The organism is Arthrobacter sp. ASL1 (assembly GCF_056680475.1).
Genome location: NZ_CM155284.1, coordinates 1364878 through 1381051, shown reverse-complemented (window position 1 = coordinate 1381051; position 16174 = coordinate 1364878). Strand labels below are relative to the sequence as shown.

The window sequence follows — 16174 nt, the reverse complement described above, 5'->3', positions numbered from 1 at the left end:
CGGACGGACCTCGCATGAACACCCACTTCACGGAGGAAATCACCATGGGTATGACCGTTAACACCAACCTTTCTGCGATCAACGCACAGCGCAACCTGAGCAACACGCAGAATGACCTTTCCAAGTCGCTGGAGAAGCTGTCCAGCGGACTGCGCATCAACCGGGCCGCCGATGATGCGGCTGGCCTGGCGATCTCCGAGGGCCTGCGTTCGCAGATCAACGGCTACACCGTTGCCGCCCGCAACGCCCAGGACGGCATCTCGGTCATCCAGACCACTGAAGGCGCCCTGACCGAGGTCCACTCCATCCTTCAGCGAGTCCGTGATCTGGCCGTCCAAGCCGGCAACGACTCCAACAACGCAGATTCCCGCACTGCGATCCAGACCGAAGTCGAACAGCTGGGCGAGGAACTCACCCGCATCTCTGCGACCACGAACTTCAACGGTATTTCGCTGTTGACGGGTGCCACGTCCGGTGATGGAACGGGCCAGCTGAGCTTCCAGGTTGGTGCCGGTGGGACATCCAGCAACCAGATCATCGTCGACCTGAAGCCGGCCGATGTGGCAGCCATCGGAACTGCAATCACCACGCTGGCGACGGCAGGCTTTGCCACCGCCACGGCGGCCGCCACATCCATCACCGCCATCGACACGCAAATCACCAGCGTGTCCACCGCACGCGCCGAACTGGGCGCTTCACAAAATCGCCTTGAGTCGGCCATCAACAGTCTGAATGTTGGGCGTGAAAATCTGACTGCCGCTGAATCGCGGATCCGCGACGTCGACATGGCTGCCGAGATGGTCAAGTTCACCCGTTCAAACATCCTCTCCCAGGCCGGCACCTCCATGCTGGCCCAGGCGAACCAGTCGAACCAGGGTGTCCTGCAGCTTCTCCGCTGATTCGTTCATCGATGAACTGCGACCGGAATAGCCAGTCTTCTGCGTCCACGTTGATACGAAGTCGGAGAAGGCTGTCCAGATGTGTTCTCAGAATTGCTCTGGGAACCTACGAAAGCGACGTTCATGGACGAACGTCGCGCAATCACCCACTTCACGGAGGAAATCACCATGGGTATGACCGTTAACACCAACCTTTCTGCGATCAACGCACAGCGCAACCTGGGCAACACGCAGAATGACCTCTCCAAGTCGCTGGAGAAGCTGTCCAGCGGACTGCGCATCAACCGGGCCGCCGATGATGCGGCTGGCCTGGCGATCTCCGAGGGCCTGCGTTCGCAGGTCAACGGCTACACCGTTGCCGCCCGCAACGCCCAGGACGGCATCTCGGTCATCCAGACCGCTGAAGGCGCCCTGACCGAGGTCCACTCCATCCTTCAGCGTATGCGTGATCTGGCCGTCCAAGCCGGCAACGACTCCAACAACGCAAACTCCCGCACGGCGATCCAGGAAGAAGTTACGGGTCTCACGGATGAACTCGTGCGGATCGCGGATACGACGAAGTTCAATGGAATTGACCTGCTCAAGGGTGCTGCCATGTCGTTCCAGGTCGGCGCTGACGGTTCGACGTCGTCGCAAATCCAGGTCAACATGACCGACATGAAGGCTTCCTTGGCGTCGATCACAGCGATTACCTACGGAGCGGCAGGGGCCGCGAGCACGCATACGCCTGACGCCGCGAACTTCATGTTCGACACGGCCGCGAATGCCGCATTGGCGATCACCGCCATTGATACGGCAATCACTGCAGTTTCAACGAATCGTTCGGAACTCGGTGCCGTGCAAAACCGTTTCGAATCCGCGATCAATTCGTTGAACGTTGGCCGTGAGAACCTCACGGCCGCCGAGTCCCGGATCCGCGACGTCGACATGGCTGCCGAGATGGTGAAGTTCACCCGCTCGAACATCCTCTCCCAGGCAGGCACCTCCATGCTGGCCCAGGCGAACCAGGCGAACCAGGGAGTTCTTCAGCTCCTGCGTTAGGCCACTGACGCATTGAACTGAAAGTTCCACGAACGGTGTGTGGCGGCCGGACCGGCCCCCCGCCAGATAACGGCCGCCACGCGCCGTTCGCGGAACGCATCAAGTACTACCAGAAACCACCAAAGGGGACAGCATGGGCATCGCGCTCGACGGTCTATCGTCCGGCCTGGACACCACGGCCCTGATCAACACGCTCATGCAGGCCGAGGCCATCCCGCAGAACATCCTCAAGAACAAGGTCTCCGCAACGCAGACCATGATCTCCGCGCTGCAGGCCCTGAACACCAAGGTCGCCGACCTGGCCGACCTGACGGAGAAGACGGCCAAGCCAGACTCCCTGCAGTTGTTCACCACATCCAGCAGCTCCGACGCCGCCAAAGCCAGCGCGGGGAGTGGCGCTTCACCGGGTTCCATCGACTTCGTCGTCAGTGCTGTCGCCCAGGCCAAGGTAGCCGTATCCGCGCCCGTCACGGAGTGGACCGAATCCTCATTCTCCATCACGAAGTCCGACGGCACCGCCGTCGATATCGCCGCCGATTCCACCTCGCTTGACGATGTGGTCCGCGCTATCAATAATTCCGAAGCCGGAGTCAAGGCCGTCAAGGTCGCAGCGGGCAACGGCACCTATCGCCTCCAGTTCTCGGCCGCCGAAACCGGGGCCGCGGGGGAGTTCAGTATTTCCGGCGCAGCCGGGGGAGCGCTGATCCCGGTCAAAACCGCTCAAGATGCGAGCGTCACACTCTGGTCTGGTACCGCCGCCGAGCAGGTTGTCTCCTCGTCGACCAACACCTTTGAGGACCTGCTGCCCGGCGTGGACATCACCGTCGCCAAGGCCTCGACCGAATCCGTGACGGTCACCGTGGAGCGCGACCGGGAAGCAGCCGGCATAGTCGCCAAGGGCCTGGTCGACAACCTCAATGGGCTCTTCAAATTCATCTCCGCCAACTCCTCGGTCACTTCCGCCGCCGACGGTGCGACGAAGGCCATGATCTTCACTGGCGATAGCACGGCCCGAGACGTGAACCAGCGGATCCTCTCAGCCGCCACGCTACCGGTTAACGGCAAGTCGCCGTCTGAGATCGGCATCAGCATCAACAAGTCCGGCACCATCGACTACGACGACGAGAAGTTCCAGGCCGCCCTGGCTGCGAACCCCGCAGCCGTGGAGGCGACATTGCAGGAGATCGCGTCGCGGATCAACACCACAGCGGTTGCGATGTCCGACAAGTACGACGGCCAGATTACCGCCCGTATCAAAGGCCAGGAATCCACCATCAACCGCCTGGATGACCAGGTCATGGACTGGGACCGCCGCCTCGCCACCCGTCGCGCCACGCTCGAGAAGACCTATGCCGCCATGGAGGTCCAGCTCAGTTCGCTGAACTCCCAGTCCTCCTGGCTCACCGCCCAACTGTCCTCGCTCCCGAGCACGAACGGAAGCTAACCATGATGATGAATGCAGCCCAGAAACGCGCCCAGCTCAACCGCGAGGCCGTCCTCTCCGCCAGCCCGGCACGCCTGCTGACGATGCTCTACGATCGTCTGCTCCTGGACCTCGGCCGCGCCGAGGCCGCCCAGCAGAACGAGCAATGGACCGTGGCCTCGGAGAACCTGATCCACGCGCAGGCCATCGTCGCCGAGCTCTCCAGCACGTTGAAGCTCGACGTCTGGGACGGCGCCGCGGACCTGATGGCGCTCTACACCTATGCCACCACTGCGATGATGAACGCCAACACCACCCGCGACGCAGCCAGGACGCGCGAATGCATCGAGCTGCTCGAACCGCTGCGCCAAAGCTGGCACGAGGCCGCGCAGCAGCAGGTAGCTGCCGCGCCGTTGGCCGCCGGGGCCCTGAGTGTTGGATAGGACCGCCCATGTTGCCTGGACACACGTGCTGGAAGACCTTGAGTACCAGCTGGAAGCGAACCGGGCCCCCGAAGTCGGCACCGTCGTCGCGCCCTGGACGCCGCCGTCCGGGCTTGGTCCACTGCCCGCGGAATTGGCACCCCGTGCGCAGGGCCTGCTCGCCGCGTTGAACGAGGCCGCCGCACGAACCGCCGCGGCGCGGGACGAGATCGCCCGGCAGCTGGCCGCGGTGCGCTCGGTGCCGCTGGCCGAAGATGGCGGCTCGTCCGTCTACCTAGACGTTTCGGGCTGATCTGCGCTTCGCGGTTGGACCCGGTATCTCGGATTGACAGAAAGTTTTCATCGAATCTTGAAGCAACCGCTAACGGACCGGTATCACCGGCCGATGGTTGCCAGTGAGCACGGATTGCTCACCCCTTTATGGCCCACGGACGGGCAGTGTCTCGACCTTGGAGCGGTAAGCCGTGTTCGAATCCGTCACGTCGGTCGCGCTGGAAAGCGCCCTCGATGGCCTGGCCATGCGCCAGCGTGCCATCGCCAACAACATCGCCAACGTCAATACGCCCGGCTACCACGCCGAACGCGTCTCCTTCGAGGACACGCTGGCCCGCTCCGTGGCCAACGGCGACGGCCACGCGACGGCCACGAAGGCCACCTCGCTGGAGCCGACCCGGCTCGACGGCTCGAACGTGAACATGGATACCGAGACGCTGTCGAACATCGACACCGTGCTGCGCTACCAGTTCGCCACGCAGGCCGCCTCCGGAACCTTCAACGGAATCCGCACCGCACTGAGGAGCAACTGACATGCCCCTGGACGCCATCGGCATCGCCGGAACCGCCCTGACCGTACACCGCAAGTGGCTCGACGCCGTTGCGGACAACCTCTCCAACATCAACACCGCCACCGCGACGAGCGGCGACGCCTTCCGGGCCCGCTACGTGCTGGCCCAGGCCGGGGGAGACGACAACGGGGTGTACGTTGCCGGCACCGAACTCGGCGACGCCGCCGGCCGGGTGGTGCACGAGCCGGGCAATCCGCTCGCCGACGCGAACGGCAACGTCCGCTACCCGGACATCGACTACTCCGAGCAGATGGGCGCGCTGATCATGGCCCAGCGCGGCTACCAGGCCAACGCCGCCGTCGTTGACCGGGCCAAGGAAACCTACCAGGCCGCACTCCAGATCGGACGCAACTGATGCCCGCCGTCATCCCTCCCGTCATGGGGGTCTCACCGACCACCGCCACCGGCTACGCGCCCAAGACGGAGATGCCGTCCACCGACGGTTCCCAGTTCGCCTCCACGCTCACCGGCGCCCTGGAGAACGTGCAGTCGCTGCAGTCCACCTCCAACGACCTGGCCATCAAGGCAGTCACCGGTGACCTCACCGACATCCACGCCGCCACGCTGGCCTCCAGCCGGTCTTCCATCGCCCTTGAAATGGCCGCCACCTTCCGCAATCGCGGGGTCGAGGCGTTCAACGAGGTCATGAGGATGCAAGCCTGATGGCAAACGTTCCCGCGCCGCTGGCCAAGCTCGGCGCCACCCTCCGCGGCTTCAGCGTCGGCCAGCGCACCGTCGCGATCATCGGCATCGCCGTGCTGGTCCTGGGCGCCATCGCCTTGGGCACCTTCATGACGCAGCCGAAGTACTCGCCGCTGTTCAGCGGGCTGGACGGTGCGGACGCGTCGGCGATCGTCGACCAGCTCAAGACCGATGGGGTGCCCTACGAGCTCAGCAACGGTGGCTCGACCATCATGGTGCCGCAGGAGAACGTGTACGACGCGCGGCTGAAGGCCGCCGCCGCCGGCATGCCCACCGCCGGTGCGGGCCAGGCCGGCTACTCGCTGCTGGACAACATGGGGGTCACCTCCAGTGAGTTCCAGCAGTCCGTCACCTACAAGCGCGCCCTCGAGGGCGAGCTGGCCAAGACCGTCGAGGCGCTCGACGGCGTCAAGATGGCCTCGGTGAAGCTGGCCATCCCGGAGGAGACCGTCTTCGTGGACTCCAAGGTCGACCCGACCGCCTCGATCTTCGTCGAGACCACCCCCGGGACCACGCTGACGCGCGACCAGGTCCAATCCGTGGTGCATCTTGCCTCCGCCGCCGTCGACGGGCTCAAGCCCGACAACGTGGCAGTCGTCGACTCCGCCGGCACGCTGCTCTCCGCCGTCGGCGTCGGCGCCACCGGCGGAGTGGACGCCCAGTCCTCAGATTACGAAGAGCGCACCACCAACGCAGTGCAGGGCATGCTCGACCGGGTCGTCGGCCGGGGCAACGCCACCGTCGCCGTCGCCGCGGACATGAGCATGGAATCGGCGCAGCGCAAGGAGGAATCCTTCACCAACCCGGACGGCAAGCCCGCCCTCACCGAATCCACCAAGACCGAGAACTACGCCGGCGGCGGCGGGACCAGCGCCGGTGTGCTGGGCCCGGACAACATCGCGGTGCCGGAGAACGCCAACGGCGACGGCACCTTCACCTCCAAGAACAGCGACCGCACCAACGCCGTCAACAAGGTCACCGAGGACCGCACCATCCCGGCCGGCACGCTCAAACGCCAGACCATCTCCGTTGCCCTGGACGCCAACGCGGCCCCCGGCCTGGACGTCAAGCAGGTCACCGACATGATCGGCGCCGCCGCCGGCGTCGACGCCAAGCGCGGCGACCTGGTCAGCGTCAACCTCATCCCGTTCAACGCCACGGACGCCACCGCTGCCAAGGACGCCCTGGCCGCAGCGACCGCCGACGCCGAGGCAGCCCGCCAGGCCGAACTGATGCGGACCCTGGTCATTGCCGGTGCCGCGGTGCTCGGCCTGCTGCTCATCCTGGCCGTCATCCTGTTCCGCCGCCGCAACCGGCAGAACCGCGAACCGCTGGACATCGGGGAATTCCACGAATACGAGCCGCTGAAGGACACCTTCCAGTCCCTCGGTTCCCCGTCGACCACCTCCATTCCGTCCATCCCGACCCCTGCGGCCGTAGCGGCGCCCATCCCGGTACCGGTCGCTACAGCGGGCTTCGGAGCGGACGCCAATGCGGCCCAGCAGCGCACGGATCTCGACGCCATGGCGGCCTCCGACCCCGCCATGATGGCGGACTACCTGCGCACGGTCATGGATGATCGGGCCAACGCATGAGCTCCGTCACCGAAATGGCCGGCGCGCAGCCGACCGTCACCGAACTGACCGGCACCCAGAAGGTCGCCATCGTGCTCATGCAGATGGACCGGGCCAACGCCGCGGCCGTCATGCGCCAGTTCTCCGAGGCGGAGGCCGACGAGATCGCCGCGGAACTCGTGCGCCTGCGCCGGGTCGAGAGCAAGGTCGCCGAACAGGCGCTGGCCGAGGTCCATGAACTGACCAGTTCCGGCAAGGCCGGGACCCGCGGCGGCAAGGACTTCGCCGCCGGCCTGCTCGAGGCATCGTTCGGGTCCGAACGAGCCTCCTCCGTGCTGGACCGCATCGCCAGCACCAACGCCGGGCGCAGCTTCGAGTTCCTCGGCGCGGCCGAGGCGACCCAGATCGTCTCGCTGCTCGACGGCGAACTGCCCCAGACGATCGCCCTGGTCATCGCCCACCTGCCCGCCGACATCGGTTCGGCGGTGCTGGCCGGCTTCGAGTCCGAGCTGCGCACCGACGTCGCCCGGGCCCTGGCCGCCATGGGTTCGGCCTCCCCGGAGTACATCAAGATCGTCGCCGAAGCGCTCAAGGCCCGCGCCGGTTCCATGGTGGGCCCCCGCGAGGAGGCCGACGTCGTCGGCGGCATCCAGCCGCTGGTGGACATCATCAACCGCTCCGACGTCGCCATGGAACGCGACCTGCTGGCCAGCCTGGACGCCAACGACCCCGAGCTCGCCGAGGAGGTCCGTTCGCGGATGCTCACGTTCGCCGACCTGGTGAAGTTCGACCGCCGCGACGTCCAGCGCGTGCTGCGCGGCATCGACCCCAAGACCCTCGCCCTGGCGATGAAGGGCGCAGCCGCACCCGTGGTGGACACGATCCGCGCGAACATCTCCGACCGCACCCAGGAGATCCTCAAGGGCGAGATCGAGGCCATGGGCAAGGTCAGGGTCTCGCAGGTCGAACAGGCCCGCGCCGACATCGTGCGCTCCATCCGCCAACTCGAATCCGAGGGCGAGATCACCGTGCAACGCGGGGACGAAGACGACTATGTTCTCTGAGACCATCACCGACCCGGCAGATTTCCGTCCCGCGGTCTTCTCCGCCGTCGGCACCGCGGCGACCACCGGCGAGGCCACCGCGGCCCGGGCCAGCGGCTACGCGGCGGGCTACGCGGCCGGCCGGCGCGCCGCCGAGGCCGACGTCCGCGACCTGCGCGCGGAAATCCAGCGCCGGCACCACGCCGCCGAAATCGGACGCCAACGAGATCTCTCCGCGGCAGTGGCCACCCTGAACGCCGCCGCCGTCGCGCTGCACCGGCGCATGCTGCCGGTCATCGAGGACGCCTCCCAGCTGCTGGCCGAGTCGGCCCTCGACCTGGCCCAGGCCGTGTTGGGCACCGAACTGCTGGACACCGAACACGGTGCCCGCGCCGCCCTCTCCCGCGCTCTGGCCGGCGTCGATGCCTCCACCGTCCAAGCGGTGCGCCTGCACCCCGACGACCTGGCGGTCCTGCCCACCGGGCTTGACCTGGACGGGCGCATCGACCTGGTCGCCGACCCCCGGTTGGAGCGCGGCGACGCGGTCACCAATTTTGAGGACGGCTTCCTCGACGCACGCATCGGCGAGGCGCTGGCCCGTTGCCGGGCCGCCCTGCGTGGTGATGACGCATGAACGCGCTGGCCACGGAACCCAGAACGGGACCCAGACCGACGGTGGGATCCCGGCTGCCCGAGCTGCCGCCAGTGCTCGCCGCAGCGTCTCCCGCCCGCGTCGGCGTCGTCACCTCCATCCTCGGCCTCGGCCTGGAGGTCTCCGGGCTGTCCTGCCCCGTCGGCGCCGTCGTGCACATCGGCGAGGCCCGCGTCCCGGCCGAGGTCGTCGCCGCCACCCGCAAGACCCTGCACTGCATGCCGTTGGGCGCCCTGGAATCCATCTCCGCCGGAGACGAAGTGCGCACCACCGGGCGCCCGGCATTGATCCCGGTCGGCCACGCCCTGATGGGCCGGGTCATCGACGGACTGGGCCGGCCCATCGACGGCAAGGGACCGCTCGGTGGCCACGAACTGGTCGCCCTGGAGAACGAGCCGCCCAATCCGATGGACCGCACGCGCATCAGCGAGCAGCTCCAGCTCGGGGTCCGCGCCCTGGACACCATGACGGCCGTCGGCCGCGGCCAGCGCATCGGCCTGTTCGCCGGTTCCGGCGTCGGCAAGTCCTCCCTGCTGTCCATGGTCGCCCGCGGCACCAACGCCGAGGTCAACGTCATCGCCCTCGTCGGCGAGCGCGGCCGCGAAGTGCGCGAGTTCCTCGAGGAGGACCTCGGACCCGAGGGGTTGGCCCGGTCCATCGTCGTCGTCTCCACCTCCGACGAGCCCGCCCGCATGCGGCTTCGCGCCGCCTTCGCCGCCACCCGCATCGCCGAGCACTTCCGCGACGGCGGCTCCGACGTGCTGCTGATGATGGACTCGCTGACCCGTGTGGCCATGGCCCAGCGCGAGATCGGCCTCTCCGCCGGCGAACCCCCGGCCACCCGCGGCTACCCGCCCTCGACCTTCTCGCTGCTGGCCCGCCTGCTCGAACGCGCCGGCACCGACGCCACGGGGTCCATCACCGGGATCTACACCGTCCTGGTCGATGGCGATGACCACAACGAACCCATCGCCGACTCGGCCCGCTCCCTGCTCGACGGGCACGTGGTCCTGGACCGCAAGCTCGCCGTCGCCGGGCACTTCCCGTCCATCGACGTCCTGGGCTCGGTCTCCCGCGTCGCCTCCCGGGTCACCACCCGCGACGATGCGGCCACCGCCGCGTCGCTGCGCCGCATCCTGGCCGCCCGCCGGGCCGCCCAGGACCTGCTCGACGTCGGTGCCTACCAGCGCGGGACCAACCCGCTGGTCGATGCCGCCGTCGATCACGAGGACGACATCAACGCGTTCCTCTGCCAGCGGCTCGACGCCCCCGTACCGGCCACCGCGGCCTGGTCCGAACTCACCTCTCTCGTAAACAACATGGGGGTGGCCTGATGTCCCGAGCCTTCCGCCTCGCCGGCCTGCTGCGCCTGCGCGATTCCCAGGAGGCCCAGGCCGCCGGGAAGCTCGCCGCCGCCAATTCCGGGCTGCGCGAGGGACACGAACGCGTCAATCGGCTGCGCGCCCGCGCCGAGGCCACCCCACTGGAAGCGGACAGCATCGAGGCCCTGCAGGCCGTCGCCGCCGTGAGGGCCTCCACCCGGGGGATGCTCGTCGAACTGGACGGACTGGTCGAAAGCCTCGCCGACGAGGCGAACGCCGCCAGGGACCACTACCGGCTGGCCCGCCGCGACGCGCTCGTGCTGCAGAAGCTCGGCGATCGCCACCACGCGGCCCTGGCCGCCGGGGACCTGGCCCGTGAACAGGCAGCACTCGATGAAGTGGCGTCCCGTGGACGACGCACAAAGGACAACGGATCATGAGCATCACCGAAGCGCTCGGGCGCATCACCACCATCCAGTCGACGCTGGCCCAGGTCTCCGGCGCCCAGCAGCGCGCGTCCTCGGCCACCGCCGCGGCGACCGGGTCCTCGTCGAACACCGCCGCCTCCGCAGCCGCCCAGCTGGCGGCCACCACGTTGGCCGGCTCCGCCGCCGGCGTGGCCGGCGGATCCGGGACCACCGGCGCCGACGCGTTCTCCGGCGCCCTGGCCACCGCACTGAAGCAGGACCCCGCGGCCGCCACCGGCGCGAAGCGCACCGGCACCGCCGACGAGGTCGGCCCGGTCAAGAAGCACGGCGAAACGACCGGGGCCGACGTGGTCGCCACCGCGAAGAAGTACCTCGGCGTGCCCTACGTCTGGGGCGGAAACAACCCGGCGATCGGCCTGGACTGCTCGTCGCTGGTCGAGCACACCTTCCGCGATTTGGGCATCGACCTGCCACGCGTTGCGCGCCAGCAGGCCACCGTCGGCACCGAGGTCCCCTCGCTGGCGCAGGCCAAGCCCGGCGATCTGCTGGTGCTGCGCAACGGCAAGCACATCGGCATCTACCTCGGCGACAACCAGATGATCCACGCACCCCGGCCGGGGGAGAAGGTCAGCATCCGCGAACTGTTCGAGAAGGACAAGGACATCATGACCATCCGCCGCATCGTCCCGGCCGAGGCCCAGGCCACGGTGGCTCCGGCCGCGTCGTCCGGGGCTGCGGCCGCCCTGGCCCTGCAGCAGGCGGCCTTCGCCGGGGCGGCATCATGAACGCCGTCCTGAGCCCCGCGCCCGCCACCACCGCCGCGCCGGCCGCTGGAACCGGAGGCAAGGCCTCCACCGTGCACGACGGCGGCGCCTCCTTCGGCGCGGCCCTCGCCGAGCAGCTCGGCGGCACCGCACCCGGCACGACCGCGTCCGGCCAGCCCGACCAAACCGGCCAAACCGGCCAATCGGGCACCACCGACCAGAGGTCCGCGCAGCCCGACACCGCCGGGGCGCCGGCAACCGTAGTTTCCCGCCCAGCGGCCGAAGCCGCACCAGTGGCACCGACGCTGGTGCTCCCCGGACAGGCCCCGCTGCCCGCCGCCGCTCCCGCGACATCTGCGATCGGGCCCGAGGCGACGAGCTCCGACACTGTCGATACGGTCGTGGCAACCGACGATCCGGCAGCTGCTCCCGTCGATGCCGTGACCACTGACGTCGGCGTCGATGGGTCCGGGGTTCCTGCGGATTCCGGTGCCGATGTTGCGTCAATCCCGGCGCCCGCGTCATCCGGCGCCCAGGTCCCGGCCACGGCGCAGGCCACGGCCCAGGCCATGGCCACGCCCGCGGCACAGCAAGGCCAGCCACAGTCGGCACCTTCAGTTGTCCCGAACGCCGAGGCCGCGGCACCGGGTCCAGCCCCCGCTGTTTTGGCCGCTCCTGTGGCGGGATCCCCGGCGACCCCCGTCGCCGGAGCGGCACCATCCGGCGCCACGACCACCACCACGGGCGCGGCACCATCCAACGCAACCACCGCCTTCCCGGCGGCAACACCGATCGCCGCCGCCACCGTGGCCACCGCGAATGCCTCGGTATCGACATCGCCGGCCGCTACGGGCGATACACCTGCGACGTCGGGGTCTGCACCGGCCACGACCACCGCGGTGCAGCCTGCCGGAGCCTTCTCGGTGCAGTCATCACCCGCGCTCCAACCCGTCCACGCACCGACCGCCGCCACGCCTGCCGCGGCACCGCAGCAGCCCGAACCGCTCAACCGCCAACTCGCCGGCCCCATTGCCACGCTGGCCGCCGGCCCGCACGGGGACCGGACGATGACCGTCAACGTCGCCCCCGACGGGCTCGGCCCGGTCACCGTCAAGGCCCACCTCGGGGTCGATGGCCTGCGCGTGGAGCTCATGGCCCCGACGGACGCCGGCCGGGACGCGCTGCGGCACCTGCTCGGTGACCTCAGGCGTGACCTGGCGCTCCTCGGCCACGGGTCGGTGAGCCTGGCGACTCCGGACCGGCAGGACTCGGGACCCGGGACGGGCAGCGGGCAACAGCCTGGAACACCGGGCAGCGGGCAGCAGCAGGGCGCCGCCGGACAACACCCCGGCAGCCGCGCCACCCCAGGGCAGACCACCGGAACCGGGCTACCGGAGCCTGCATCCGACGTCGTCCCCGTCCTCGACCAGCCGACCGACACGACCGGCACCCCCGCCGACACATCCCGCCTCGACGTGTTGGCCTAGGAAGGAAAACCATGACAGTTCCAGCGATCGACCCGGCGCAGATGGGCGCGACGGCCCAACCGGTCCGCGCCCCGAAACAGACCATGGACAGCGAGGTCTTCATGCACCTGCTGGTCACCCAGCTGGCCAACCAGGACCCGAGCTCGCCGATGGACACCAACGACATGATCGCCCAGACCACCCAGCTGGCGTCCATGGAGCGGCTCAACGCACTGAGTTCGACCCAGGATTCGGCGCTGGCGATGCAGCAGCGTGCGGCCGCGGCCTCGCTCATGGGCCAGGAGGTCACGACCGCCGGGGATAGGCCGCAGACCGGGATCGTCACCGCCGTCTCGTTCTCCGGTACGGACCCCATGGTCACCATTGGCACCACCCAGATCCCGTACTCACAGATCGCCTCCATCCGTGCGGCCGAAGGACCGGCCGAAACCACCGACCCGGCACCTGCTCCGACGGAAGCCGGCCCGGGGGATCCTGACCCGGCTCCGGCCACTTCCGCCTAAACCACCGCACCCCGGCACGACCCACCAGCATTACCGACCAGCTCCACCGACCGTTCCGCTGAAAGGCACATCATGCTCCGCTCGCTGTATTCCGGCATCTCCGGCCTCCGCGCCCACCAGACGATGCTCGACACCACCGGCAACAACATCGCCAACGTCAACACCGTCGGCTTCAAGTCCTCCTCGACGCAGTTCCAGGACACGCTGTCCCAGATGAGCCAGGGTGCCACCACACCACAGGCGGGGACCGGCGGCGGCAATCCCGCCCAGGTCGGGCTTGGCGTGCAGGTCGCCGGCATCAGCACCAACTTCGGCCAGGGCTCCACCCAGAGCACCGGCAAGGCCACCGACATGATGATCTCCGGCAACGGGTTCTTCATCACCAAGCAGGGCAACGCCACCTCGTTGACCCGCTCCGGGGCCTTCGACTTCGACGGCAATGGCCGGCTGACCAGCCCGGACGGCGGGATCGTCCAGGGATGGACGGCCACCAACGGTGTGGTCGGAGGTCCGATTGGCGATATCAGGCTGGATCCGAACCTCCCGAACCTGGAGTCCTACACCCTCGGCTCGGACGGAACCCTGACTGGAAACTTCACGGACGGGTCCCAGCAGGCGATCGCCCGGATTGCCTTGGGCACCGTCACCAACCCGGCTGGCCTTCAGAAGGCCGGGGGTTCCAGCTACACCGTCACCGCCAACTCGGGGACCATGCAGGTCGCCACCGCGGACCAGAACGGCGCCGGCTCGATCATCGGCGGAGCACTGGAGATGTCCAACGTCGACCTCGCCCAGGAGTTCACCAACCTGATCGTGGCCCAGCGCGGTTTCCAGGCCAACGCCCGCATCATCACCACCAGCGACGAGGTCCTGCAGGAACTGGCCAACCTCAAGCGCTAACGCCGGTTCCGGCAGACCGGAAGACGGGGACCATGAAGATCATGGTCCCCGTCCTCGCTTTTGGGGGGATCGTCGAGGTGGTTGGTTTCCGGCGCCGTTCCGCGGACGGCGCATGCGCCGGAGCGGCCGGCCGCACCGACCACCGTGACGCAGGCCTCCGACCGGAGGCTGTCCACGGCTAACGCCGCCGCCCAGGCTGCCGACAGTGGGTCGTGAAAGGACGGGCCCATGATCGTCGTGACCCGGCTGAACCACAGCCGCTTTGCGATCAACCCCGACCTCATCGAACGGATCCAGGAAAACCCCGACACCGTGCTGATCATGTTGAACGGCGCGAAGTACGTGGTGGTGGAACCGATGGACGAGGTCATTGAGTTGATCGTGCAATTCCGTTCCCGCGTCGTCTCCTCGGCGCGCGGTCTGGATTCCGCGGCGCCCACGGACCCGACCCCCGATGGAACACTCCCGCTGCGCCCGAGGACGGTTTAACATATGGATCCCGCAACCCTGATTGGGCTCGTGCTGGCCTTTGGCGCCATGTTCACGATGCTGATCATGGAGGGTGCCAGCATCACGTCGATCCTGCTGCCGGCACCGATGATCCTGGTGTTCTTCGGGACCATCGCCGTCGGCGTTGCCAGCGGCACGATCAGTGACGCCCTGGTAGCGGTCAAGGCACTGCCCAAGGCCTTCAAGGGGAAGATCGAGTCACCCAAGGCCCTCATCGACCGCCTCGTGTCGCTCGCCGAAGTCGCCCGCAAGGACGGGTTGCTCGCGATGGAGCACGAGGCAGCTGAAACCAAGGACCCCTTCCTCTCGCGTGCACTGCAGAACCTCGCCGACGGCGTCGACGGCGAGGACCTGCGCCTGCAGCTCGAAGACGACATCGCGACGAAGGAAAGCACCGACGCCATCGGGCACAAGTTCTTCGCGACCATGGGCGGCTTTGCCCCCACCGTCGGCATCATCGGAACCGTGGTCTCGCTGACCCACGTGCTCGAGAACCTCTCCAAGCCCGACGAATTGGGGCACATGATCGCCGCGGCCTTCGTCGCCACGCTCTGGGGACTGGTCTCCGCCAACTTCATGTGGCTGCCCATCGGCGCCCGGCTCAAGCGGCTCTCCGAACTCGAAGCCGACCGGATGGTCCTGGCGATGGAAGGGGTGCTCTCCATCCAGGCCGGCAGCCAGCCCATGCTGCTCGCCGAACGCCTGCGTGCCATGGTGCCCGCCCACGAACTGGCGGAGGGCAAGGCCAAGGGCAAGGCTGACGGCCCGGCCGCGGACGGTTTGCAGGAAGCAGCATGAGCCGCGGGCGGGGTGGTCGCCGCAAGAAGCCGGAAGAAGGGCATGGCGGCGAGGAACGCTGGATGGCCTCCTACATGGACATGGTCACCGTGTTGATGTGTCTGTTCATCGTCCTCTATGCCATGTCCACCGTCGATACGGCGAAGTTCGAGAAACTCAAGGCCTCCCTGGCCACCGGTTTCGGGGTCGAGCAGTCGCAGACCGTCGACACCGCCGAGGGCGTCATCGTCCGGCCCGAGGAGGTCGGCAAGAAGGGCCTGCTCACGGATCAACAGGTGGCGCTGGATACCCGCGAGCACCTGATGAAGGCCGCAGAGGCCGAAAAGGCCGACCTCGAGAAACTGCGCCGCAAAATCGAACAACGGCTGGACAAGACCGGCCACAAGGGTGCCGCCGCATTCACCATCAACCAACGCGGATTGACCATCCGTCTGGTCAGCGCCGAGACCTTCTTCAAGCCGAACAGCGCCGACCTGACCGACAACGCCACCGAGATCCTCGAGGCCATCGCCCCGGTCCTGGCTCCCACCGACCGGTCCTTCGAGATCGAGGGGTTCGCCGACGTGCGCAAACCCGTGGACCCCTATCCGACCAACTGGGAGCTCTCGGCCAGCAGGGCGACCCGCGTGCTGCGTTCGCTGGTCGAGGACGGCGGCGTGCGCGGCAATAGGATCGCCTCCGTCGGTTACGGCGATGCCCGCCCAGTCCCCGGCAAGAAGAACCTCGCCCTGAACCGGCGCGTCGACGTGGTCGTCCTGTCCGACCAGCCCGAAAGCGTTCGGTCTCTGCTGTCCACTGCGCCGTCCCGTACCTAGCAGAACCAGCGGGCCTATAACCTCC

The 16174-nt window shown here is 67.9% G+C and carries 20 protein-coding genes; all 20 read left to right on the top strand.

Going from position 1 to position 16174, the window contains the following annotated elements; all coding sequences use genetic code 11:
• Positions 1 to 44: 44 nt before the first annotated feature.
• Complete coding sequence (locus AC1MEQ_RS06535; protein WP_479796074.1) at positions 45 to 899, top strand: flagellin N-terminal helical domain-containing protein; 855 nt, start codon at positions 45 to 47, stop codon at positions 897 to 899.
• Between the two features lie 168 nt (positions 900 to 1067).
• Positions 1068 to 1940: a flagellin N-terminal helical domain-containing protein gene (locus AC1MEQ_RS06530; protein WP_479796073.1), complete on the top strand. Its 873-nt coding sequence runs from the start codon at positions 1068 to 1070 to the stop codon at positions 1938 to 1940.
• Positions 1941 to 2073: 133 nt separating this feature from the next.
• Positions 2074 to 3384 carry a flagellar filament capping protein FliD gene (gene fliD, locus AC1MEQ_RS06525; RefSeq protein WP_479795059.1) on the top strand — a complete coding sequence of 437 codons (1311 nt, stop codon included), beginning with the start codon at positions 2074 to 2076 and terminating at the stop codon, positions 3382 to 3384.
• Between the two features lie 2 nt (positions 3385 to 3386).
• The gene (fliS, locus tag AC1MEQ_RS06520; RefSeq protein WP_479795057.1) at positions 3387 to 3806 is read left to right on the top strand and encodes a flagellar export chaperone FliS; all 420 of its coding nucleotides are present in this window, start codon (positions 3387 to 3389) and stop codon (positions 3804 to 3806) included.
• A gap of 25 nt (positions 3807 to 3831) precedes the next feature.
• Complete coding sequence (locus AC1MEQ_RS06515) at positions 3832 to 4098, top strand: hypothetical protein (RefSeq protein WP_479795055.1); 267 nt, start codon at positions 3832 to 3834, stop codon at positions 4096 to 4098.
• A 172-nt stretch (positions 4099 to 4270) separates the two neighbouring features.
• Positions 4271 to 4612, top strand: coding sequence for a flagellar basal body rod protein FlgB (gene flgB / locus AC1MEQ_RS06510; protein WP_479795053.1), 342 nt, complete (start codon positions 4271 to 4273; stop codon positions 4610 to 4612).
• A gap of 1 nt (position 4613) precedes the next feature.
• On the top strand, positions 4614 to 5006 hold the full coding sequence (locus tag AC1MEQ_RS06505; RefSeq protein WP_479795051.1) for a flagellar basal body rod protein FlgC: 393 nt from the start codon (positions 4614 to 4616) through the stop codon (positions 5004 to 5006).
• Positions 5006 to 5314, top strand: coding sequence for a flagellar hook-basal body complex protein FliE (gene fliE, locus AC1MEQ_RS06500; RefSeq protein ID WP_479795049.1), 309 nt, complete (start codon positions 5006 to 5008; stop codon positions 5312 to 5314). The genes AC1MEQ_RS06505 and fliE overlap by 1 nt, the downstream gene beginning before the upstream one ends.
• Entirely contained in the window at positions 5314 to 6948 is a 1635-nt protein-coding gene (gene fliF / locus AC1MEQ_RS06495; RefSeq protein WP_479795047.1) for a flagellar basal-body MS-ring/collar protein FliF, read from the top strand. The genes fliE and fliF overlap by 1 nt, the downstream gene beginning before the upstream one ends.
• Entirely contained in the window at positions 6945 to 7991 is a 1047-nt protein-coding gene (gene fliG, locus AC1MEQ_RS06490) for a flagellar motor switch protein FliG (RefSeq protein ID WP_479795045.1), read from the top strand. The genes fliF and fliG overlap by 4 nt, the downstream gene beginning before the upstream one ends.
• Positions 7981 to 8604 (top strand): FliH/SctL family protein, encoded by a 624-nt coding sequence (locus tag AC1MEQ_RS06485; protein WP_479795043.1) that lies wholly within the window; start codon positions 7981 to 7983, stop codon positions 8602 to 8604. The genes fliG and AC1MEQ_RS06485 overlap by 11 nt, the downstream gene beginning before the upstream one ends.
• Positions 8601 to 9956, top strand: a complete 1356-nt coding sequence (locus AC1MEQ_RS06480; RefSeq protein ID WP_479795041.1) for a FliI/YscN family ATPase — start codon at positions 8601 to 8603, stop codon at positions 9954 to 9956. Before AC1MEQ_RS06485 ends, AC1MEQ_RS06480 begins: the two co-directional genes overlap by 4 nt.
• A complete protein-coding gene (locus AC1MEQ_RS06475) occupies positions 9956 to 10384 on the top strand; it encodes a flagellar FliJ family protein (protein ID WP_479795039.1) in 429 nt (142 codons plus the stop codon). Before AC1MEQ_RS06480 ends, AC1MEQ_RS06475 begins: the two co-directional genes overlap by 1 nt.
• Complete coding sequence (locus AC1MEQ_RS06470; protein ID WP_479795037.1) at positions 10381 to 11157, top strand: C40 family peptidase; 777 nt, start codon at positions 10381 to 10383, stop codon at positions 11155 to 11157. The genes AC1MEQ_RS06475 and AC1MEQ_RS06470 overlap by 4 nt, the downstream gene beginning before the upstream one ends.
• Positions 11154 to 12623: a hypothetical protein gene (locus tag AC1MEQ_RS06465; RefSeq protein WP_479795035.1), complete on the top strand. Its 1470-nt coding sequence runs from the start codon at positions 11154 to 11156 to the stop codon at positions 12621 to 12623. The genes AC1MEQ_RS06470 and AC1MEQ_RS06465 overlap by 4 nt, the downstream gene beginning before the upstream one ends.
• Positions 12624 to 12634: 11 nt before the next feature.
• On the top strand, positions 12635 to 13126 hold the full coding sequence (locus tag AC1MEQ_RS06460; protein WP_479795033.1) for a flagellar hook assembly protein FlgD: 492 nt from the start codon (positions 12635 to 12637) through the stop codon (positions 13124 to 13126).
• 72 nt (positions 13127 to 13198) lie between these two features.
• On the top strand, positions 13199 to 14026 hold the full coding sequence (locus AC1MEQ_RS06455; protein ID WP_479795031.1) for a flagellar hook-basal body complex protein: 828 nt from the start codon (positions 13199 to 13201) through the stop codon (positions 14024 to 14026).
• A gap of 228 nt (positions 14027 to 14254) precedes the next feature.
• On the top strand, positions 14255 to 14515 hold the full coding sequence (locus AC1MEQ_RS06450) for a flagellar FlbD family protein (RefSeq protein WP_479795029.1): 261 nt from the start codon (positions 14255 to 14257) through the stop codon (positions 14513 to 14515).
• A 3-nt stretch (positions 14516 to 14518) separates the two neighbouring features.
• A complete protein-coding gene (locus AC1MEQ_RS06445) occupies positions 14519 to 15334 on the top strand; it encodes a motility protein A (RefSeq protein WP_479795027.1) in 816 nt (271 codons plus the stop codon).
• The gene (locus tag AC1MEQ_RS06440; protein ID WP_479795025.1) at positions 15331 to 16149 is read left to right on the top strand and encodes an OmpA/MotB family protein; all 819 of its coding nucleotides are present in this window, start codon (positions 15331 to 15333) and stop codon (positions 16147 to 16149) included. The genes AC1MEQ_RS06445 and AC1MEQ_RS06440 overlap by 4 nt, the downstream gene beginning before the upstream one ends.
• Positions 16150 to 16174: the final 25 nt, after the last annotated feature.

Bases quoted from the DNA above. Each gene is read 5' to 3' on its own strand.
- fliS (WP_479795057.1), top strand. From the start codon at position 3,387: ATGATGATGAATGCAGCCCAGAAACGCGCCCAGCTCAACCGCGAGGCC.
- AC1MEQ_RS06505 (WP_479795051.1), top strand. From the start codon at position 4,614: ATGCCCCTGGACGCCATCGGCATCGCCGGAACCGCCCTGACCGTACAC.
- fliF (WP_479795047.1), top strand. From the start codon at position 5,314: ATGGCAAACGTTCCCGCGCCGCTGGCCAAGCTCGGCGCCACCCTCCGC.
- AC1MEQ_RS06470 (WP_479795037.1), top strand. From the start codon at position 10,381: ATGAGCATCACCGAAGCGCTCGGGCGCATCACCACCATCCAGTCGACG.
- AC1MEQ_RS06535 (WP_479796074.1), top strand. From the start codon at position 45: ATGGGTATGACCGTTAACACCAACCTTTCTGCGATCAACGCACAGCGC.
- AC1MEQ_RS06445 (WP_479795027.1), top strand. From the start codon at position 14,519: ATGGATCCCGCAACCCTGATTGGGCTCGTGCTGGCCTTTGGCGCCATG.
- AC1MEQ_RS06455 (WP_479795031.1), top strand. From the start codon at position 13,199: ATGCTCCGCTCGCTGTATTCCGGCATCTCCGGCCTCCGCGCCCACCAG.
- AC1MEQ_RS06480 (WP_479795041.1), top strand. From the start codon at position 8,601: ATGAACGCGCTGGCCACGGAACCCAGAACGGGACCCAGACCGACGGTG.
- fliG (WP_479795045.1), top strand. From the start codon at position 6,945: ATGAGCTCCGTCACCGAAATGGCCGGCGCGCAGCCGACCGTCACCGAA.
- AC1MEQ_RS06450 (WP_479795029.1), top strand. From the start codon at position 14,255: ATGATCGTCGTGACCCGGCTGAACCACAGCCGCTTTGCGATCAACCCC.
- AC1MEQ_RS06460 (WP_479795033.1), top strand. From the start codon at position 12,635: ATGACAGTTCCAGCGATCGACCCGGCGCAGATGGGCGCGACGGCCCAA.
- AC1MEQ_RS06465 (WP_479795035.1), top strand. From the start codon at position 11,154: ATGAACGCCGTCCTGAGCCCCGCGCCCGCCACCACCGCCGCGCCGGCC.
- AC1MEQ_RS06475 (WP_479795039.1), top strand. From the start codon at position 9,956: ATGTCCCGAGCCTTCCGCCTCGCCGGCCTGCTGCGCCTGCGCGATTCC.
- fliD (WP_479795059.1), top strand. From the start codon at position 2,074: ATGGGCATCGCGCTCGACGGTCTATCGTCCGGCCTGGACACCACGGCC.
- AC1MEQ_RS06440 (WP_479795025.1), top strand. From the start codon at position 15,331: ATGAGCCGCGGGCGGGGTGGTCGCCGCAAGAAGCCGGAAGAAGGGCAT.
- fliE (WP_479795049.1), top strand. From the start codon at position 5,006: ATGCCCGCCGTCATCCCTCCCGTCATGGGGGTCTCACCGACCACCGCC.
- AC1MEQ_RS06530 (WP_479796073.1), top strand. From the start codon at position 1,068: ATGGGTATGACCGTTAACACCAACCTTTCTGCGATCAACGCACAGCGC.
- AC1MEQ_RS06485 (WP_479795043.1), top strand. From the start codon at position 7,981: ATGTTCTCTGAGACCATCACCGACCCGGCAGATTTCCGTCCCGCGGTC.